At 62.9% G+C, this 17,050-nt stretch carries 18 protein-coding genes; 14 read left to right on the forward strand and 4 right to left on the reverse strand.

Annotated elements, in window-relative coordinates; translation table 11 throughout:
- The first annotated feature begins 311 nt into the window (after positions 1-311).
- On the forward strand, positions 312-1,349 hold the full coding sequence (gene selD, locus RMO51_RS21280; RefSeq protein WP_310398001.1) for a selenide, water dikinase SelD: 1,038 nt from the start codon (positions 312-314) through the stop codon (positions 1,347-1,349).
- Positions 1,350-1,364: 15 nt separating this feature from the next.
- Positions 1,365-1,958, forward strand: a complete 594-nt coding sequence (locus RMO51_RS21285) for a hypothetical protein (RefSeq protein WP_310398002.1) — start codon at positions 1,365-1,367, stop codon at positions 1,956-1,958.
- Positions 1,959-1,974: 16 nt separating this feature from the next.
- Here the strand turns inward: RMO51_RS21285 and RMO51_RS21290 are convergent, their stop codons facing one another.
- Complete coding sequence (locus tag RMO51_RS21290) at positions 1,975-3,384, reverse strand: hypothetical protein (RefSeq protein WP_310398003.1); 1,410 nt, start codon at positions 3,382-3,384, stop codon at positions 1,975-1,977.
- 143 nt (positions 3,385-3,527) lie between these two features.
- Here RMO51_RS21290 and RMO51_RS21295 point away from each other — a divergent pair, with 143 nt between their 5' ends.
- The 9 genes from RMO51_RS21295 to RMO51_RS21335 all read left to right on the forward strand — a co-directional run bounded on the left by RMO51_RS21295 (position 3,528) and on the right by RMO51_RS21335 (position 12,318).
- On the forward strand, positions 3,528-3,953 hold the full coding sequence (locus RMO51_RS21295) for a ribosome-binding factor A (protein WP_310398004.1): 426 nt from the start codon (positions 3,528-3,530) through the stop codon (positions 3,951-3,953).
- 105 nt (positions 3,954-4,058) lie between these two features.
- On the forward strand, positions 4,059-4,868 hold the full coding sequence (locus RMO51_RS21300; RefSeq protein ID WP_310398005.1) for a class I SAM-dependent methyltransferase: 810 nt from the start codon (positions 4,059-4,061) through the stop codon (positions 4,866-4,868).
- A 65-nt stretch (positions 4,869-4,933) separates the two neighbouring features.
- Positions 4,934-5,344 carry a hypothetical protein gene (locus tag RMO51_RS21305; protein WP_310398006.1) on the forward strand — a complete coding sequence of 137 codons (411 nt, stop codon included), beginning with the start codon at positions 4,934-4,936 and terminating at the stop codon, positions 5,342-5,344.
- A gap of 28 nt (positions 5,345-5,372) precedes the next feature.
- Complete coding sequence (locus RMO51_RS21310; protein ID WP_310398007.1) at positions 5,373-6,605, forward strand: FtsX-like permease family protein; 1,233 nt, start codon at positions 5,373-5,375, stop codon at positions 6,603-6,605.
- A gap of 119 nt (positions 6,606-6,724) precedes the next feature.
- Positions 6,725-9,703, forward strand: a complete 2,979-nt coding sequence (locus RMO51_RS21315) for an SNF2-related protein (RefSeq protein ID WP_310398008.1) — start codon at positions 6,725-6,727, stop codon at positions 9,701-9,703.
- A gap of 85 nt (positions 9,704-9,788) precedes the next feature.
- Positions 9,789-10,916: an AAA family ATPase gene (locus tag RMO51_RS21320; RefSeq protein WP_310398009.1), complete on the forward strand. Its 1,128-nt coding sequence runs from the start codon at positions 9,789-9,791 to the stop codon at positions 10,914-10,916.
- Entirely contained in the window at positions 10,913-11,158 is a 246-nt protein-coding gene (locus RMO51_RS21325) for a hypothetical protein (RefSeq protein ID WP_310398010.1), read from the forward strand. The genes RMO51_RS21320 and RMO51_RS21325 overlap by 4 nt, the downstream gene beginning before the upstream one ends.
- Positions 11,133-11,501, forward strand: a complete 369-nt coding sequence (locus RMO51_RS21330) for a hypothetical protein (protein WP_310398011.1) — start codon at positions 11,133-11,135, stop codon at positions 11,499-11,501. Before RMO51_RS21325 ends, RMO51_RS21330 begins: the two co-directional genes overlap by 26 nt.
- A gap of 370 nt (positions 11,502-11,871) precedes the next feature.
- Positions 11,872-12,318 (forward strand): hypothetical protein, encoded by a 447-nt coding sequence (locus RMO51_RS21335; RefSeq protein WP_310398012.1) that lies wholly within the window; start codon positions 11,872-11,874, stop codon positions 12,316-12,318.
- An 8-nt stretch (positions 12,319-12,326) separates the two neighbouring features.
- On the opposite strand, the gene RMO51_RS21340 is transcribed toward RMO51_RS21335, so the two are convergent.
- On the reverse strand, positions 12,327-12,791 hold the full coding sequence (locus RMO51_RS21340; protein ID WP_310398013.1) for a GNAT family N-acetyltransferase: 465 nt from the start codon (positions 12,789-12,791) through the stop codon (positions 12,327-12,329).
- Between the two features lie 73 nt (positions 12,792-12,864).
- Between RMO51_RS21340 and RMO51_RS21345 the strand changes: the two genes are divergently transcribed.
- Positions 12,865-14,064, forward strand: coding sequence for a class I SAM-dependent rRNA methyltransferase (locus RMO51_RS21345; RefSeq protein WP_310398014.1), 1,200 nt, complete (start codon positions 12,865-12,867; stop codon positions 14,062-14,064).
- Between the two features lie 3 nt (positions 14,065-14,067).
- Here RMO51_RS21345 and RMO51_RS21350 read toward each other — a convergent pair whose 3' ends face one another.
- On the reverse strand, positions 14,068-14,259 hold the full coding sequence (locus tag RMO51_RS21350; protein ID WP_310398015.1) for a hypothetical protein: 192 nt from the start codon (positions 14,257-14,259) through the stop codon (positions 14,068-14,070).
- Positions 14,249-14,725 carry a PIN domain-containing protein gene (locus tag RMO51_RS21355; RefSeq protein WP_310398016.1) on the reverse strand — a complete coding sequence of 159 codons (477 nt, stop codon included), beginning with the start codon at positions 14,723-14,725 and terminating at the stop codon, positions 14,249-14,251. Before RMO51_RS21355 ends, RMO51_RS21350 begins: the two co-directional genes overlap by 11 nt.
- 40 nt (positions 14,726-14,765) lie before the next feature.
- On the opposite strand from RMO51_RS21355, the gene crtD reads away from it, so the two are divergent.
- Together crtD and RMO51_RS21365 are read left to right on the forward strand one after the other, a co-directional pair.
- Positions 14,766-16,235: a 1-hydroxycarotenoid 3,4-desaturase CrtD gene (crtD, locus tag RMO51_RS21360; protein WP_310398017.1), complete on the forward strand. Its 1,470-nt coding sequence runs from the start codon at positions 14,766-14,768 to the stop codon at positions 16,233-16,235.
- A gap of 74 nt (positions 16,236-16,309) precedes the next feature.
- Positions 16,310-17,002 (forward strand): carotenoid biosynthesis protein, encoded by a 693-nt coding sequence (locus RMO51_RS21365; protein ID WP_310398018.1) that lies wholly within the window; start codon positions 16,310-16,312, stop codon positions 17,000-17,002.
- Positions 17,003-17,050: the final 48 nt, after the last annotated feature.

The following is a 17,050-nucleotide window of genomic DNA, read 5'->3' on the forward strand; positions in this document are numbered from 1 at the left end:
CATGCTGAGCTTGCCGAAGCAGCTCGCCCGCTTCGTTGGGGGTACTAACCCGCGCGAGCTGCTTCGGCAAGCTCAGCATGACGGCCTTTTTACTACGCGGTTACTTAGGCACGAATACTTACACAGAGTCACATTGAAACGTCTTGCCGCGCGCTGCCAAGCATGGCGTTCGCTGAACCCATGTTGAGTGTTTGGGCACGTGAAGCGCTTCGCGGCGCGCGGCAGAACGTGTTTGGTTAGGTTGGCTTAGCAAGCGGGCGGTCCACGGTGGGCCGCCCGCTTACTTTTGTAGATTCCCTGATTTCAATAGAATGGACTATAAACTCACCCAGTACAGCCACGGCGCGGGCTGCGGCTGCAAAATTGCACCGGCCGTGCTCGACCAGATGCTGCACACCAGCATTGCCCAGCCCCCCGACGCGCGGCTGCTGGTGGGCAACGCCAGCCGCGACGACGCGGCGGTGTACGACATTGGCGGGGGCCAGGCGGTGATTTCGACCACCGACTTCTTCATGCCCATCGTGGACGACGCCTACGACTTCGGCCGCATTGCTTCGGCCAACGCCATTTCGGACGTGTACGCCATGGGCGGGCGGCCGCTGCTGGCCATTGCCGTGCTGGGCTGGCCCGTGGACAAACTGCCGCCCGAAGTGGCGCGCCGCGTGCTGGAAGGCGCCCGCAGCATCTGCGCCGAGGCGGGCATTCCGCTGGCCGGCGGCCACAGCATCGACTCGCCGGAGCCTATTTTTGGCCTGGCCGTGACGGGCCTGGTGGACATCAAAGACCTCAAGCAGAACAACACGGCCACCCCTGGTTCGGAGCTGTACCTGACCAAGCCGCTGGGCGTGGGCATTCTGACCACGGCCCAGAAGAAGGACCTGCTGCGGGACGAAGACGCGGCCGTGGCCCCGGCGCAGATGATGCAGCTCAACAAGATTGGCACCGAGCTGAGCAAGCTGCCCGCCGTGACGGCCCTGACCGACGTGACCGGCTTCGGCCTGCTCGGGCACCTGGCCGAAGTGTGCGAGGGCAGCGGCCTGACGGCAGAAATTGACTTTGCCAAGGTGCCCCGCATTGCGGCGGCGGAATCGTACCTGAAGCAAGGCAGCGTGCCCGGCGGCACGGGCCGCAACTGGGCCAGCTACGGCCACAAGGTGGGCGCCGTCAGCGACGAGCAGCGGGCGTGGCTCTGCGACCCGCAGACCTCGGGCGGCCTGTTGGTGTGCGTGGCGCCCGAAGGCCGCGCGGCGGTGCTGGCAGTGTTTGCACGGCACGGCTTGGCGCTGGAAAGCTTCGGGCAGCTGCGGGCGCACCTCGAGGGCGAGGCCTGGGTGCAGGTGGGCGCCTAGGTTCGGCCGCAACGTATGAAAACATCTTTTTTGCGCCCGCTGCTGGAAGTGGCGGTGGTGCTGCTCGTGGTGCTGGGCGCGGCGCGCTGGGTGACGGGGCTTTTTTCGAAGCGCACCCACACCTACCGGCCCACGGCGGCGCGGCAGCTGCGGCTGCTGTTCTGGCCGCTGCTGGCGCTGGGCGCCGGGCTGAGCGTGGTGCCGCCCGTGGCGCTGGGCGGTGCTGAAGCCAACCCGCTGGAGTTGGGGCTGGCCGCTGTTTTTGTGGTGTTCACGCTGGCGCTCAGCGGGCCCGCATTGCTGCTGCACCTGCGGTACTGGGCGCTGAACCACGAAACAACCCTGGTCTTTCAGCCCGCCGAAAACCGGCTGGAAGTGTACCAGTTGGGCCAGCGCATGGCCTTTGAGCGGCGCGACCTGGCCGGCGTGGAGCGGGTGACGTGCCGGGCGCGCCGCACCTTCTGGGCCAAGTACGACTACCTGCGCCTGCGCCTCGTGGACGGCCGCGTCATCGTGCTCACTTCGCTGCTCACCGAACTGGAGCCCCTGGCGGTTTTCCTTCGGAACGTACCCACCGAGCGGCGTACGCCGGCGTGGTGTTGGGTGTAAGAACCCGCACATTCTCCTACTTCCGGCGGTACAGGCCCGGCGTGCCGGTAAGCGCGTAGGCACCAAATACGCCGGGCAGCAGCAGCTTCAAGCGGGGCACCTCGCTGACTTGGTCAAGCAGGTAATCGGGCGGGACGGGGCCCATCCGCTGGGCCACGCGCACCACGGCCGCGTATTCGTTTAAATGGCCGAAGTCGGCTTGGGAAAGCGGCCAATCCAAGTAGGGCGTGGCGGGGCGGTTGTGCAAGTAGGCGCGGTCATCGGAGCCCAGCACGAAAAGGCTCTGGCCGCGCAGGGCGGCGTAGCGGGGGTCGGGCTGCACCCCAAAACGGCTTTCGGCGGGCATGCGCAGCAGGGCTTCGAGACGCGGCACCTGGGCGCGGTAGCGCAGCACCACGGCCGCGTTGAGGAGGAGGAGCAGCAGCAGCTCCAGCAGCCAGGCCTGCCGGTGGCGCTGCCACAGGAACAGGCTGAAATAGGCCAGCGGGGGCAGCAGCAGCACCAGCACGCCCGGCGCCGCGCCGCGCTCCACAGCGGCCGTAACCAGGGCCACCAGCAGCCACACCAGCATCAGCTGCCGGAATTTTATTTGAAAGACCAGGCCCAGCGACGTGCCCAGCGACCGCAGCAGGGCCAGCACCAGCACCACCCCGGGCACCACCAGCAAACGCAGCTGCAAGCCGGCGGGCAAGGCGCTGGCAATCAAATTCGTCAGCCCGGGCTCCAGATGAAATTGCGCAAACCCCGGCAACGCCCCCGTGTAAAAGAAGAACGTGGCCACCAGCGCGTACGGAAAGAAAAAGCCGCACAGCAGCAGCAAGGAGTTGCGAAACGAGTTGGGGGCAAACACCACCACCGCAAACAAGCCCACCACCACAAAAAGGGCCAGCGGCAAGTAGCACAGGGCCCCTAGTCCAATCAAAAAACCGGCCCGAAACAGGCGGCGGTTGTCGTAGCCCTCGCGGGAGGTGGGCAGCAGCGCGCTCAGCGCAAACACCACGAAGGTGTGCCCCAGCAGCAGGGGCGACAGCGCATCCAAATCGGTGCTGATGCTGCCCACCAGCAAATACGTGAGGGCCGCCACGTAGCCGCGCTCGGGGTGCACGTCGTAGCGGTTCAGCACCAGGTTCAGGCGCAGGGCCTGCACCACCAGCAGAAACAGCGCCGCCAGCCGGTAGAGCGCCACCGGGCGCGACAGCACGGCGTCGAAGGCCGCGAAGGTGGCCGCGGCCAGCGGCGCCGTGCCGTCGAACAAGTCGCGGTAGGGCAGCGCGCCGCCGTGCAGCCGCTCGCCCACCAGCAGGGCCCGCAGCTCGGCCGCCGTCAGGGGCAGGCCCAGCCAGAGCAGCGGCAGGCGCAGGGCCAGCACCAGGAGCAGCAGGGCCAGTAGCTGGGCCGGGAGGGAGCTTTTGAAAAAGCGGAGCAATTAGAGAAGCGACAACAGTGTAAAAAAAGGATGCGGCAAAGGTATCGGCGGCAACCCTTCGCCCCCCGCGCCCTTCCGCTGGCCCCGCCCAGCGTCCCGGTTGCGTACTGCCTTGTGCGCCAAATCGTACCTTTGCCAGCTATATGGAAAGCAAACGACAGCAAAAAATGGCCAGCCTGCTCCAGCAGGAACTGGCCGCCGTGTTGCAGCGCGACCTGCCGCACCTCTTCGGGGGCGGGCTGGCGCCCGGCATCAGCCTGGTGCGCGTGACGCCCGACCTCGGCCAGGCCCGGGTCTACCTCAGCCTGCTGCTGGGCACCGACGCCAACGACCGCCTCGAAACCATCCGCGAAAACGCCAAGGCCATCCGCCAGGCCCTGGCCAAGCGCATCCGCCAAACGGCCCGCGTGGTGCCCGAGCTTATTTTCTTCCACGATGACAGCGCCGCCTACGCCGCCCACATGGACCAGGTGCTCGGCACGCTCGACATTCCGCCCGCGCCCCAGGCAGACGCGGGCGACGGCGAGAACCTGCCCACCCCCCGGCCCCGGCTTTTCAAGGGCGAGTAATTGGTTGATGTGCTGATTTCATGATGTGCTGATGTGCTGTCAAGGCTGTCGGCAGCACTAATGAAATCAGCACATCATGAAATCAGCACATCAGCACCTCCTCCTTTGTACTACGACCCCATTAAGAAGACGCTGGGCCAGGTGTTTAACCGCACGCCGTGGCTGCGCCGGCTGTTTTACCACTTGCTCGATTTGCTGTTGCTGCGCACCTGGCACGTGCACCGGGAGCTGCGCCACTGGGCCAAGGGCCGCACCCAGGGGCCGCTCAACATTCTCGACGCCGGCTCCGGCTACGGCCAGTATACCTACTGGCTGAGCGGGCTGAGCGCCAAGTGGAACATCCTGGCCGTGGACGTGAAGGAGGAGCAGGTGGCCGACTCCAATAAGTTCTTTCGCCAGATTGGGCGCCGCAACGTGCAGTTCGCCGTGCAGGATTTGGTGCTCTACCAGGAGCCCAATTCCTTCGACCTGGCCTTGGCGGTGGACGTGATGGAGCACATTCTGGAAGACGTGGAGGTGTTTCGCAACATCCACGCCTCGCTCAAGGACGGCGGCATGCTGCTCATCTCCACGCCCAGCGACCAGGGCGGCTCCGACGTGCACGACGACGGCGGCACCAGCTTCATCGAGGAGCACGTGCGCGACGGCTACAACATCCGCGAGATTCAGCAGAAGCTCAGCACCGCCGGCTTCGAGCGCGTGGAGGCCCGCTACGGCTACGGCGAGCCGGGCCAGATTTCCTGGCGCCTGAGCATGAAATACCCCATCCTGCTGCTGGGCAAGTCGCGCCTGTTTTTCCTGCTCCTGCCGTTCTACTACCTCGTCACCTTCCCCTTCTGCCTGCTGTTGAACTGGCTCGACGCCCGCACCGTGCACGACTCCGGCACGGGCCTCATCGTGAAAGCCTGGAAGTAATTCCCGTTTTAACGCAGCGGATGTACCTTGCCGCCGGCTAGCTACCCACTTTCTCTTTTCGCGCCATGGCGGATTCCAACGATGTTCAGCAGTTGATTCAGGTGCTCACGGGGCGCCTCGACCGCCAGGAAAAGCAGCAGGAGGTGACCAACGACTTGTTGCTGCGGATGCTGACGCAGCAGGAGGCCATGTTTCAGCTCCAGCAAAACTTTCAAAGAAGCCAGCAAGGCTTCAATGAGCGCCAGGAGCAGTTCAACGAACGGCAGGAGAAATTCAATGAGCGGCAAGAAAAATTCAATGAGCGCCAGGACCAGTACAGCATCATCTTTCTGGACGAAATCCACGACATCAAGCACGATGTGCGCGAGTTGAAAAAAGACATCGGCATTCTGAAGGACGTGACGCTCAAGCAGCACGACGAGCGGCTTAAGAAGCTGGAAGACTTCATGGACGGCTTGCTGCGCAAGGCCAGCTAACCCGCTCTCCGCCCGCCAACGCCCCCCTGTGAACGTTCCCCTCCTCATTGCCCAGCGCTACTTCCGTTCCAAGAACAAGCGCAACATCATCACCATCATCTCCAACATTTCGATGATTGGGGTGGCGGTGGGCACCATGGCGCTGATTATCGTGCTCTCGGTGTTCAACGGCCTTGAGGACTTGGTGCGCACGCTCTACGGCAAGTCCGACCCCAACCTGGTTATTTCGGCCACCAAGGGCAAGGCTTTCGACGTGGACCGCACCTTTCTGATAAAGCTGGAGAGCATGCCCGGCGTGGCCCTGGTCACCGAAGTCATCGAGGACAACGCCTTGCTGCAATATCACGACCGCCAGATGGTGGTGAAAATGCGCGGCCTCTCGGACAACTACTTCGGCCAGAGCCAGATTGACGCCAACATCCGCGAGGGCGACCACCGCCTGCGCCGCGACAGCCTGGAGCTGGCCCTGGTGGGCGCCGGCGTGCAGCACGAGCTCAGCATCACGCTCAACAACCGCCTGGCCCCCATGCGCCTGCTGTATCCGCGCAACTCGCCCGGCCGCAAAACCCTGAACATGAACCCCGACAAGGCCTTCAACGAGCAGGACCTGCTGGCCGGCGGCGTCTTCCTCATCGAGCAGCACATCGACGACAGCTACATCTTCGTGCCCCTCACCTTCGCCCAGCGCCTGCTCGGCTACACCACCCGCCGCACGGCCCTCTACGTGAAGGTGGGCGGCAGCTTCGAGGTGGAAACCGTGAAAGAACAGCTGCGCCAGCGGCTCGGCCCCACGTTTAAAGTGCAGGATTCCGACGAGCAGCACGTGAGCTTGTTCAAGGCCATCAAGGTGGAGAAGCTGTTCGTGTTCATCACCTTCACGCTCATCCTGCTCATCGCCTCGCTCAACATCTTTTTCTCGCTCTCGATGCTGGTCATCGACAAAAAGAAGGACATTTCGGTGCTGCTGGCCATGGGCGCCAGCCAGCAGATGGTGCGGCGCACCTTCCTGCTGGTGGGGGCCATCGTGGCGCTGGTGGGCGCGGCCACGGGCCTCGTGCTCGGCGTCACGCTGTGCTGGCTCCAGCAGCGCTTCGGCTTCGTGAGCATGGGCATGGCCACGAGCGTCGTGGACGCGTACCCCGTGAAGATGCAGGTTTCCGACTTGGTCTTTACCTGCCTGTCCATCATTTTCATCACGCTGGCCGTCAGCATCCGCCCCGCCCTGAACGCGAGCCGGTTGGACTTGCGGGAGAATTTATAGGCCGGGGGCATCCATTGGGGACCGGGGCCGTAAGGCCCTAGTCTTATCGTGCTGAAGCCCCGCGCCATCGTGCCCATTTCCGCTTTCGGCCCTACCTTGCGCTTTCCGCGTGCCCGGCTATGAAAGTATCTACCGCAGAACCGTTTCAGATTGTCTACTCGCTCTTTGAGCACGAGTGCCTCGGCCATTTGTTTGCGGCCTACGTGGTGCAGCTGGGCCCGCGCGGCCAGCTCACGCTGCAGCACCAAACCGTTTCGGGCAAAAACGTGCACGAGTTTGCCGCGGGCCTCGACGCCACCGACTTCGAGCTGGTGGAGCTCTGCGACCAGATTCAGCAGGAGGCGGTGGTGAAAGAATTCTGGCCCCGCAAGATTGCCACGGCCGAGTTCTTCCTCAAAACCTACCACCCCGAGAAGGGCGACAAGCCCCTGCAGGAGGTCATCACCCGGCACGTGCAAACCCGCATGGCGGGGCTGCTGGCCCGGCTGGCGGGCAAGCGCGTGTTCATCATGGGCCGCGACGGCGAGCCCACCTGGCGCGAAATCGGCCTGGCCCCGGCCCGGGCGTCCATCCTCTTCCACTTCCGCCGCAACGAGGAAGGCACGCACTACTTCCCCACCATTCAGTACCAGGGCCAGCGGCTCGATTTTCAGTACAAGGACGCCCTGTTGGTGTGCCTGCAACCGGCCTGGTTGCTGCTCGGCGACCTGCTCTACTCCTTCCGCACCGAAGTGGACGGGCGCAAGCTGCTGCCTTTTTTGAAGAAGAAGTTCATTGTGGTGCCCCGGCAGGTGGAAGAGAGCTACTTCCAGAAGTTCGTGGCCCCGCTCATGGAGTCGTTCGAGGTCCACGCCCGCGGGTTCGACATCCGCTCGGAGCGCTACGTGGCCCGGCCCCGGCTCACGTTCAGCGACGCCCTGCCCGCGGCGCCCGCGCCCGAAGCGCCCGTTCGGCCGCCCGGCCCGCCCCGCCGGGGCCGCGTGCCGACGCCCAAGCCCGCCGCGCTCCCGCCCGCCGGGGGCGAAGCCGACCACATTCACTTCGAGCTGAGCTTTCGCTACGGGCCCCACCTCATGGCCCTCGGCACCGACAAGCCGGTGAGCGTGCGCCTGGAAAAAACCGCCGACAGCTACGTGTTCCACCGCCTGCTGCGCAACCCGGAACAAGAGCAAGCGACCGTGGCCGAGCTCAGCCAACGGTTGCTCACCGTGGAGAATGGCCACGCCTCGCTGCCCAAAAGCCAGGCCTTCAAGTGGCTGCATGACCACACGCCCGCGCTCGCGGAGCTGGGCTACACCGTGGAAGCGTCCGCTACGGCCACCAAGAGCTACTTCATCGGCCCGACCAGCGTGCACGTGGGCATTCAAGAGGCCGGCGACTGGTTCGACGTGCGCGGCACGGTGCGCTTCGGCGACATCGAGGTTCCCTTTGTTCGGCTGCGGGGCCACATTTTGCAGCGGCGGCGGGAGTTCAAGCTGCCCAACGGGCAAATTGCCATCATTCCCGACGAGTGGTTCACGGACTACCTGGAGCTGTTTGCCTTCGGGGAAGAAACGCCCGACGGCCTCAACCTGCGCCGCCACCACCTGGCCCTGGTGGCCGACTTGCAGAGCAACGAGCTGGCCACCGTGCGCATGGGCCGCAAGCTGGCCAAGCTGCGCGACTTTGCCGAAGTGGAAGACCACCCCCTGCCCACCGGCTTTTTGGGCGAGCTGCGGCCCTACCAGAAGGCGGGCTACAACTGGCTGCGATTCGTGCAGGACTACCATTTCGGCGGCTGCCTGGCCGACGACATGGGGCTCGGCAAAACCGTAATGACGCTCACGATGCTGCTCCAACGCCGCGAGAGCGGCGAGGCCCGGGGCGCCGCCTCGCTGCTGGTGCTGCCCACCTCGCTGGTGTTCAACTGGCTGGCCGAGGCGGAAAAGTTTACCCCCGACCTGCGCATCCTGGCCTACACGGGCACCTACCGCGACAAAAACCCCGACCGGTTCGCCGACTACGACGTGGTGCTGACCAGCTACGGCATCGTGCGCCTGGACACCGACTTGCTGACCGGCTACAAGTTCGACTACGTGATTCTGGACGAGTCGCAGGCCATCAAGAATCCGTCGTCGACCACCTCGCAGGCCGTGCGGCAGCTGCGCTCCAAGCACCGGCTCATCCTCACGGGCACGCCCGTGGAGAACAGCACCATGGACCTGTGGTCGCAGATGTCGTTCATCAACCCCGGCTTGCTGGGCACGCAGGCCTTCTTTCGCAAGGAATTCCTCAAACCCATCGAGAAGCACCAGGACGAGGGCCGCACCCGGCGGCTGCACGCCCTCATCAAGCCGTTCATCCTGCGCCGGCACAAGGCCCAGGTGGCCAAGGAGCTGCCCGAGAAAACCGAGCACCTCAGCTACTGCCCCATGACCGAGGAGCAGGCCCACGCCTACGAGGAAACCAAGAGCTTTTACCGCAACAAGATTCTGCGCAACCTCGACGAGCACGGCCCGGCCAGCACCCAGTTTCTGCTGCTCCAGGGCCTGACCCGGTTGCGGCAAATTGCCAACCACCCCCGCCTGGCCGACGAAACCTACGCCCACGAGTCGGGTAAGCTGCGCGAGGTGCTGCGCATGATTCGCAACGTGGTGGCCGAAGGGCACAAGGTATTGGTATTTAGCCAGTTTGTGCAGCACCTGGCGCTGGTGCGCGCGGCCCTCGACGAGCGCCAGTTGGCCTACGCCTACCTCGACGGTGCCACCCGCGACCGGCCCACCGAAGTGGCCCGCTTCCAGAACGACGAGGCCTTGAAAATCTTCCTCATCAGCCTCAAAGCCGGCGGCGTGGGCCTCAACCTCACCGCCGCCGACTACGTCTTCATCCTCGACCCGTGGTGGAACCCGGCGGTGGAGGCCCAGGCCGTGGACCGCGCCCACCGCATCGGCCAGCAGCGCCCGGTATTCACCTACAAGTTCATCACCCAAAGCACGGTGGAGGAGAAAATCCTGGCCCTGCAGCGCCGCAAGCTGGCCCTGGTCAGCGAGCTCATCGCCACCGACGAGGCCGTCATCAAGCACCTCACCCGGGCCGACATTGAGGAACTGCTGGGGTAGGCTCACACCCGCCGGTTGCTAAACGGCCGCACAACCACTATAATTACTGCCGGGCGGCAACCAGCACTGCCCCTACTTTCGCCTCATGCTCACGTCCCTCCGCATCCAGAATTTCCGCAGCATCCGCGACGCCTCGGTGAAGCTGGGCCAGGTGAATTTGTTTATCGGGCCGAATAACTCGGGGAAGTCAAATTTTTTGAAGGGAATCGAATTTATCGCGGCGCGTGTCACTGCTTATCCGGAAAAACAAGCAGCGCCAATTGAATGGTATGAGCAAAATTTGCTAAGAGGCAAGCTGGATGTTTTCGAGCCGCCAGCGATTCAAATTCAATTGAATGACCAGCTTTCTAATGATGAATTATGTGAAGTTAATTATTCAGTTCAGGGTGATTATGTGATTGATAAGACCACTAAAAATACTTTACAGTCGATACTTTTAAACACACGAAATGGATTGAATATAAGAGAGGAATTAGACCTAAGTAACGCAACTCCTAGTTTCAGGCTCTTTCCCAGAGACTTTCATACCGTTCGAACTCACCTGACAAACTGCATAATATACAAGCCTGACCCAGGTAGATTTCAGGCCGCTTCACCAATTTCTAACGAGACTTTAGTGGCTGCCGACAGTTCCAATTTAGTTTCATTCCTTTTTTATCTAAGTCAAAATCATAAAACTAAATTTCGGCAGCTAGAGAACGACTTAGCACAATATGTGGGCGATTTGGTTTCCGTTTCGACTCCCGCCGACCCCGGAGAAGCAGGCAAATTCAAACTCAAGTTCTTTGACAAAAACGACATTGGCTACTGGGCCGAAGAAGTCTCCGAAGGCGTACTGTATTTCCTCGCCCTACTCTGCATTGTGCACCAGCCCGACCCGCCGAAACTGTTGCTACTGGAGGAACCCGAGAAAGGCATTCACCCACGCCGCATTCGCGAGGTGATGGATTTTATTTTTGAGTTGGCGCGGCTGCGGGACATTCAGATTATTCTCACCTCGCACAGCCCGTATGTCGTGGATTATTTCGCGGATATCCCAGAGTGCATTTCGGTGTTTGACCGCGAGAATGGCGAAACGGTAATTCACAATGCCGGCGACATCATCAGTGAAACCAACGACAAGCTAAGGGCCGAAGGGAAAAAACTAATTCGCTACTCCGATTCGCTGGGTGAACACTGGGTGTCCGGCTTTCTGGGAGGCGTACCGGCATGAGCATTTTACGCTATGGCTTTTTTGGAGAAGACGAGGCGCAACGGCTGTTTTTGCATCATTATTTGCAGGCGATAGCCGTTGGTCACACGCAGCAGTTCGAAGCAAATGAATCTTTTGCAAAACGTTTCAAGGGCCAGAACAAAACCCAGGTTGACGACCTGTTTGACGAAGTTTGTGAAAATAGGTTTGCGGGAGTATCGGCTGCAATGCTTTTTCGTGGGCCTCGACCTGGACGATTTTGATTCCGCCGCCTTCCAAGCCAAGCAGGCAGAGATGCGAGGCCGATTGGAAGCCCGGAAACTACAAGCCATCTTGCTCATTCCGGTGCAGTGCATCGAGCACTGGCTGTGGTGCCTGAAGTGGCGAAAGGAACACCCGCATTCCACAAAAAACGAGCGTTTCGAAACGCAGCCCCGTGAAAATGCGAAATTGGCTATCTATAACGCCAGAAAATGTTCTACTAAGCACTCCAGCCCAATAGTTGAAGAATTGGCCGCCGGCATGGATGCTGACTGGCTGTCTACCCGGTCGGCCAGTTTCCTGGCTTTCCATACGCAAGTCCGGGCTTATTTGGAAGCTGTTTGAGTTAGTCGAAACGTTGCAGGGACGCACTGTTCCGACCAACTCAAATAACTCCTCAATAAAATCTCTCCCGCCGCTGGTGCTGCTTGTGTTGCCCAGGATGCTGCGGACCCCGCTGGTTGCCCTTCACGTGTTCTAATATTTTTTCGATTCAAATGAAAAATATTAGAATCGAACGACTAATATTTTTCATTCTCATCAAAAAAATATTAGCCCCTACTCAGCTAACTTTCTTAATCGTCAGTGTCGCGGAGGGTCGTTTACCTTGGGCCACTCGCACCGCCCCGGCCGCGGGTGACTTTTGGAAGTGGCTGCGCTTCTTGCGTCTCCGTAATCCATCACCGCCCGAAAGCGCCCTCACTACCCCATAACCATGCGCGTTATCCTTCGCACCGCCGTGGCCCCGCCGCCGGCTGTTGTCATGGCGGGCTTCACCCGCGAGCTGTTTCTGGCACTGGCGCCGCCGTTTCCCAAGCTGCGCCTGGTGCGCTTCGACGGCTGCCGCACCGGCGACCAAGTGGAAATTGAGTTGGACACGCTGGTCACCAAGCTGCGCTGGACATCGCTCATAACCGACGCTGGCGTGCAGCCCGACGGCACCCATTACTTCGTGGACGAGGGCCAGGTGCTGCCCCCGCCGCTGCGCTACTGGCGCCACCGCCACCTGCTGGCGCCCGGCCCGCGCGGCGGCTGTGTGATTGTGGACGACCTGGAGTACCGCACGGGCTTCGCGGCCCTGGATGCGGTGCTCTATCCGGCCATGTGGGCGCAGTTTGCGTGGCGCCAACCCATTTACCGGCGCTGGTTCAACAAGCAGTAAGGACGCCGCTAAAGGTCCAGCACCATTTTCACGTCGGTGCGCTGGTAGGGCGAGGGCGGCACCGGCACGTGCCGGAAACCCAGCTTCTCGTAGAGCGCCAGGGCCGGAATGAGCCGGGAGTTGGACAGCAGCTCCACGCGGCGGGCGCCGAGCTGCCGGGCCTTGGCCAGCGCCGCCTGCCCCAGCGCCCACCCGATGCCCAGGCCCTGGGCCCGCGGCGAAACGGCCATTTTGACCAGCTCGTACACGTTGTCAGGTTCCTTAACGAGAGCGCAGGTGCCCACCAGCTCGATGCCGTGGCGGGCCATGAGGATGTGGCCGCCGGGCGCCAGGATGTAGCCCTCGGGGTCGTCCAGCATCTGGTGGTCGGGAGGCTCCAGGGTGAAGTACTGCGAAATCCACTCGCGGTTGAGGGCGCGGAAGGCCGGTTGGTGTGCGGGCTCGTAGTCGAGGATGATGAAGTCGGTGGGCATGGCCGGGGAGGCGGTTGACGGTGGCAACGGGCGGGCAAAGTTCGCCCAGGAGCCGCCGTACCTTTGCCGGTCTATGCCGAACTCCGCCACCATCGTCCTCAAAAACGGAAAAGACCATTCCTTGCGCCGCCGCCACCCCTGGGTTTTCTCGGGGGCCATTGCCCGCGTGACGGGCGAAACCCGCGAGGGCGACCCGGTGCGGGTCGAGGCCATTGACGGTGAGCTGCTGGGCGTGGGTCATTTTTCGGGCGGCGGCTCCATTGCCGTGCGGATGCTCGACTTTGGCCCGGAAGCCGCCTTGCCCACCCCAGCGTTCTGGGTCAAGAAGCTGGGCGACGCGTACCAGCTGCGGCAGCGCCTGCGCCTGACCGGCACGGCCGACACCGACGTTTTCCGCCTCGTGCACGCGGAGGGCGACGGGCTGCCCGGCCTCATCATCGACGTGTACGGCGACGTGGCCGTGGTGCAGGCCCACAGCGTGGGCATGTACCGCGCCCGCCCGGAAATTGCGGTAGCGCTGCAAGCCGTGTTCGGCGACAAGCTGTGCGCCATTTACGACAAGAGCGCCGAAACCGTGCCCGGCAACGCCGTCGCCGACGCGCAGAACGGCTACCTGTTCGGCGAGAGCACCGGCGCCGAGCACCTGGTGACGGAAAACGGCCACCGGTTCGCGGTGGACTGGGAAACGGGCCAGAAAACCGGTTTTTTCATCGACCAGCGCGACAACCGGGCCCTGCTGGCGCGGTACTCGCCCGGCCGGCGCGTGCTCAACACGTTCTGCTACACGGGCGGCTTCTCGGTGTACGCCCTCGAAGCCGGCGCCGAGCTGGTGCATTCCGTCGATTCGAGCAAGAAGGCCATTGCCCTCACCGAGCGCAACGCCGAGCTCTCGCAGCACGCCGAGCGCCACGCCGCTTACCCCGACGACGTGCTGGGCTTTCTGAAAAACCACCCGGCCGCGTACGACTTATTGGTGCTCGACCCGCCGGCCTTTGCCAAGCACATGGGCGCACGCCACGCCGCCCTTATGGGCTACAAGCGCCTGAACGCGGCCGGCCTGGCCCACCTGGCGCCGGGCGGGCTGCTCTTCACGTTCAGCTGCTCGCAGGTGGTGAGCCCCGAGCTATTCGAGGGCGCGGTGCTGGCGGCGGCCATCGAGGCCGGGCGCCCGGCGCGCATCCTGCACCGCCTCACCCAGCCCGCCGACCACCCGGTGAGCCTGTTTCACCCGGAAGGCGCGTACCTGAAGGGATTGGTGCTGGCGGTGGAGTAATCATCAAGGGGCCGGCTTCACCAAAAGCCGGGCCTTACGCGCGGCCTCCAGCTCGTTCACCTGCGGCTGGGTGCGGCGCTGAATTTCCGCAATTTTTTCGGCTAGCGTGGGCAAATGGTCCAGGCTCCGCAGGGCTTTTTCGCGCCACTCCCACACTTCGCGCAAGGCCCGCGGGGCCGTTTCGTCAGTTTCCATCGCCAAGTAAGTCCAGAGGGTTGAGAATGCGGAACGAGTGAAGGTACCCAAGCGACTGATTGACGGCCAACAGCCGCCGCTCCCGGTTGACGTTGGCCAGGTGCTTAAAATTCCAGCTCACCAAATAGTCAAGCTTGGCTACCGTGCAAAAAGCCACGTGCAAAGCATCGTAAACCTTGTTCGGCGGCAGAGCCCCGGTCGTCAGGTATTGCTGGGCCAGCTCTTCAATGGCCGCCGGGCCCGGGGACGTCAGAATCTCTATTTCGTACCCGTCCAACACGTTCAGCAATTGCTTGCGCTGGTCATCATCGGGCGTTTGTCGCAATTCATCGAGCACAAAATCAGACACGCACGCCTGGTACACTCCGGGGCGAATGAAATTGGTAAAAAAAGTTTGCGTGATTTTTTGCAACTCAGGACTGTCGGTGGCAAACAGAAAGTTGATGACTGAAGTATCCAGGTACACGCCTGGCTTGTTCATAGCACCAAATTAGCTTATCATCTTTATGAAAGAACCCATTGCCATCATCGGCGCCGGCATTGCCGGGCTGGCCACGGCGGTGCGGCTGGCCGTGGCCGGGCACGCCGTCACAGTGTTTGAGGCCAGCGGCACGTTTGGGGGTAAGATGCACCAATTCCGCCTGCCCGGCGGCTACCGGTTCGACGCCGGGCCGTCGCTGTTCACGCTGCCGGAATTGGTGGATGACCTGTTCCGGCTGGCCGGCCGCGCGCCCACTGACTACTTCCGCTACCAGCGGCTGGACCCCATCACCAACTACTTTTTTGCCGACGGCACGCGGCTCACGGCCTGGGCCGACGCCGACCACTTCGCGGCCGAAGTGGCGGACAAGCTCGATGCGCCGGCCGCGGCCGTGGCGCAGTTTCTGGCCCGCAGCGGCAAGAGCTACGACGCCACCGCGGGCACGTTTCTGCACAAGTCGCTGCACAAGGCCGGCACCTATTTCAGCGCCGAGACGCTGAAGGCGGTGGCCGCCCTGCCCGGCCTGGGCCTGACGGGCACCATGCACCAGCGCCACGAGCAGGCCTTTGCCGACCCGCGCCTGGTGCAGCTCTTCGACCGCTACGCGACCTACAACGGCTCGGACCCCTACCAGGCGCCGGCCACGCTGAGCATGATTCCGCACCTGGAGCACGGCATCGGCGCGTTCTATCCCGAGGGCGGCATCTACGCCATTGCCAGCAGCCTGGCGCGGCTGGCGGCCGAATTCGGCGTGCAGTTCCGCTACCACGAGCCGGTGGAGGAGATTATCGTGGCCGAAGGCCGGGTGACGGGCCTGCGCACGGCGCAGGACGTGTACGACTTTGGCCGGGTGGTGAGCAACATGGACGTGGTGCCCACCTACCGGCGCCTGCTGCCCACGCAGCCCGCGCCCGAACGCACGCTGGGCCAGCCCCGCTCCTCTTCGGCCCTGCTTTTCTACTGGGGCATCGCCCGCGAATTTCCCGAGCTGGACCTGCACAACATTTTCTTCTCGGCGGACTACCAGGGCGAGTTTCAGGCCATTTTTCGGGACAAGACCGTGGCCGACGACGTGACGGTGTACGTCAACGTCACGTCCAAGAAAACGCCCGCCGACGCCCCGCCCGGCCACGAAAACTGGTTTGTGATGGTGAACGTGCCCCACGACCAGGGCCAGGACTGGGAGGCTTTGACCCAAAAAACCCGCGCCGTGGTGCTCCGCAAACTCGGCCAGGCCCTGGGCACGGACATCGGGCCGCTGATTGCCGCTGAAAAGGTGTGGACGCCGCCCGGCATTGCGGCCGACACCTCTTCGTTTGGCGGGGCGCTCTACGGCAGCTCGTCGAACAACGCGCTGGCGGCGTTTTTGCGGCACCCCAATTTTTCGGGGCGGCTCGAAGGGCTGTACTTTTGCGGCGGCTCGGTGCACCCCGGCGGCGGCATCCCGCTGTGCCTGCTATCGGCCAAAATCGTTTCGTCCCTCATTGATAGTTGAGAGTTAAAAAGTGCCCGAAACGAGAGCGGTTTTTAACTCTCAACTTTTAACTTTTAACTGCCTGGCTCCACCGAATGGAGTATTCTGAATTGCTCAATTCCCCTACCGCCACTGCCCCCCCCATCCGCCGGCTGCGCGTGGCCCAGGGCCTGGTGCTGCTGTTCCACCTCACGGGCTTCGTGGGGCTGGCCTTTTCGAAAAACCCCGATTTTTACCTGCGGTTTACGCCCCTCACGCTGGTGCTCACGGCGGGGCTGCTGCTGGCGTTTCAGCCGGGGCGCGGGTTCAGCTTCTGGGGGTTTTGCTTGTCGGCGGCGCTGCTGGGGTTCGCGGCCGAGTTTGTGGGCGTGAACACCGGGCGGGTGTTTGGGCACTACACCTACGGCGACACGCTGGGCTTTAAGCTGTTCGATGCCCCGCCCTTCGTGGGCGTGCCGCCGCTCATCGGCCTCAACTGGCTGGTGCTCACGTATGCGTGCGGCGTGCTGGCCCGCTACGTGCCCCTGCCCGAGCTGCCCCGCACCGTGCTGGCCGCCCTGCTGATGGTGGGGCTCGACCTGTGCATGGAGCCCGTGGCCGGCCGCTACGACTTCTGGCACTGGTCGGCGGACGTTATTCCGCTGCAAAACTTCCGCGACTGGTTCATCCTCGCCTGCATCCTGCAAATGCTGTTCAACCGGGCCAACTTCGCCAAAACCAACCCCCTGGTGCCGGTGGTATACCTCGCGCAGCTGCTGTTTTTCTTCCTGCTGGGCGCCGTGCACTAAGGGCCTATCCAACTAGGGCGTCATGCAGAGCGGAGCGAAGCATCTCGC

The organism is Hymenobacter sp. (assembly GCF_031398885.1).
GTDB lineage: Bacteria > Bacteroidota > Bacteroidia > Cytophagales > Hymenobacteraceae > Hymenobacter.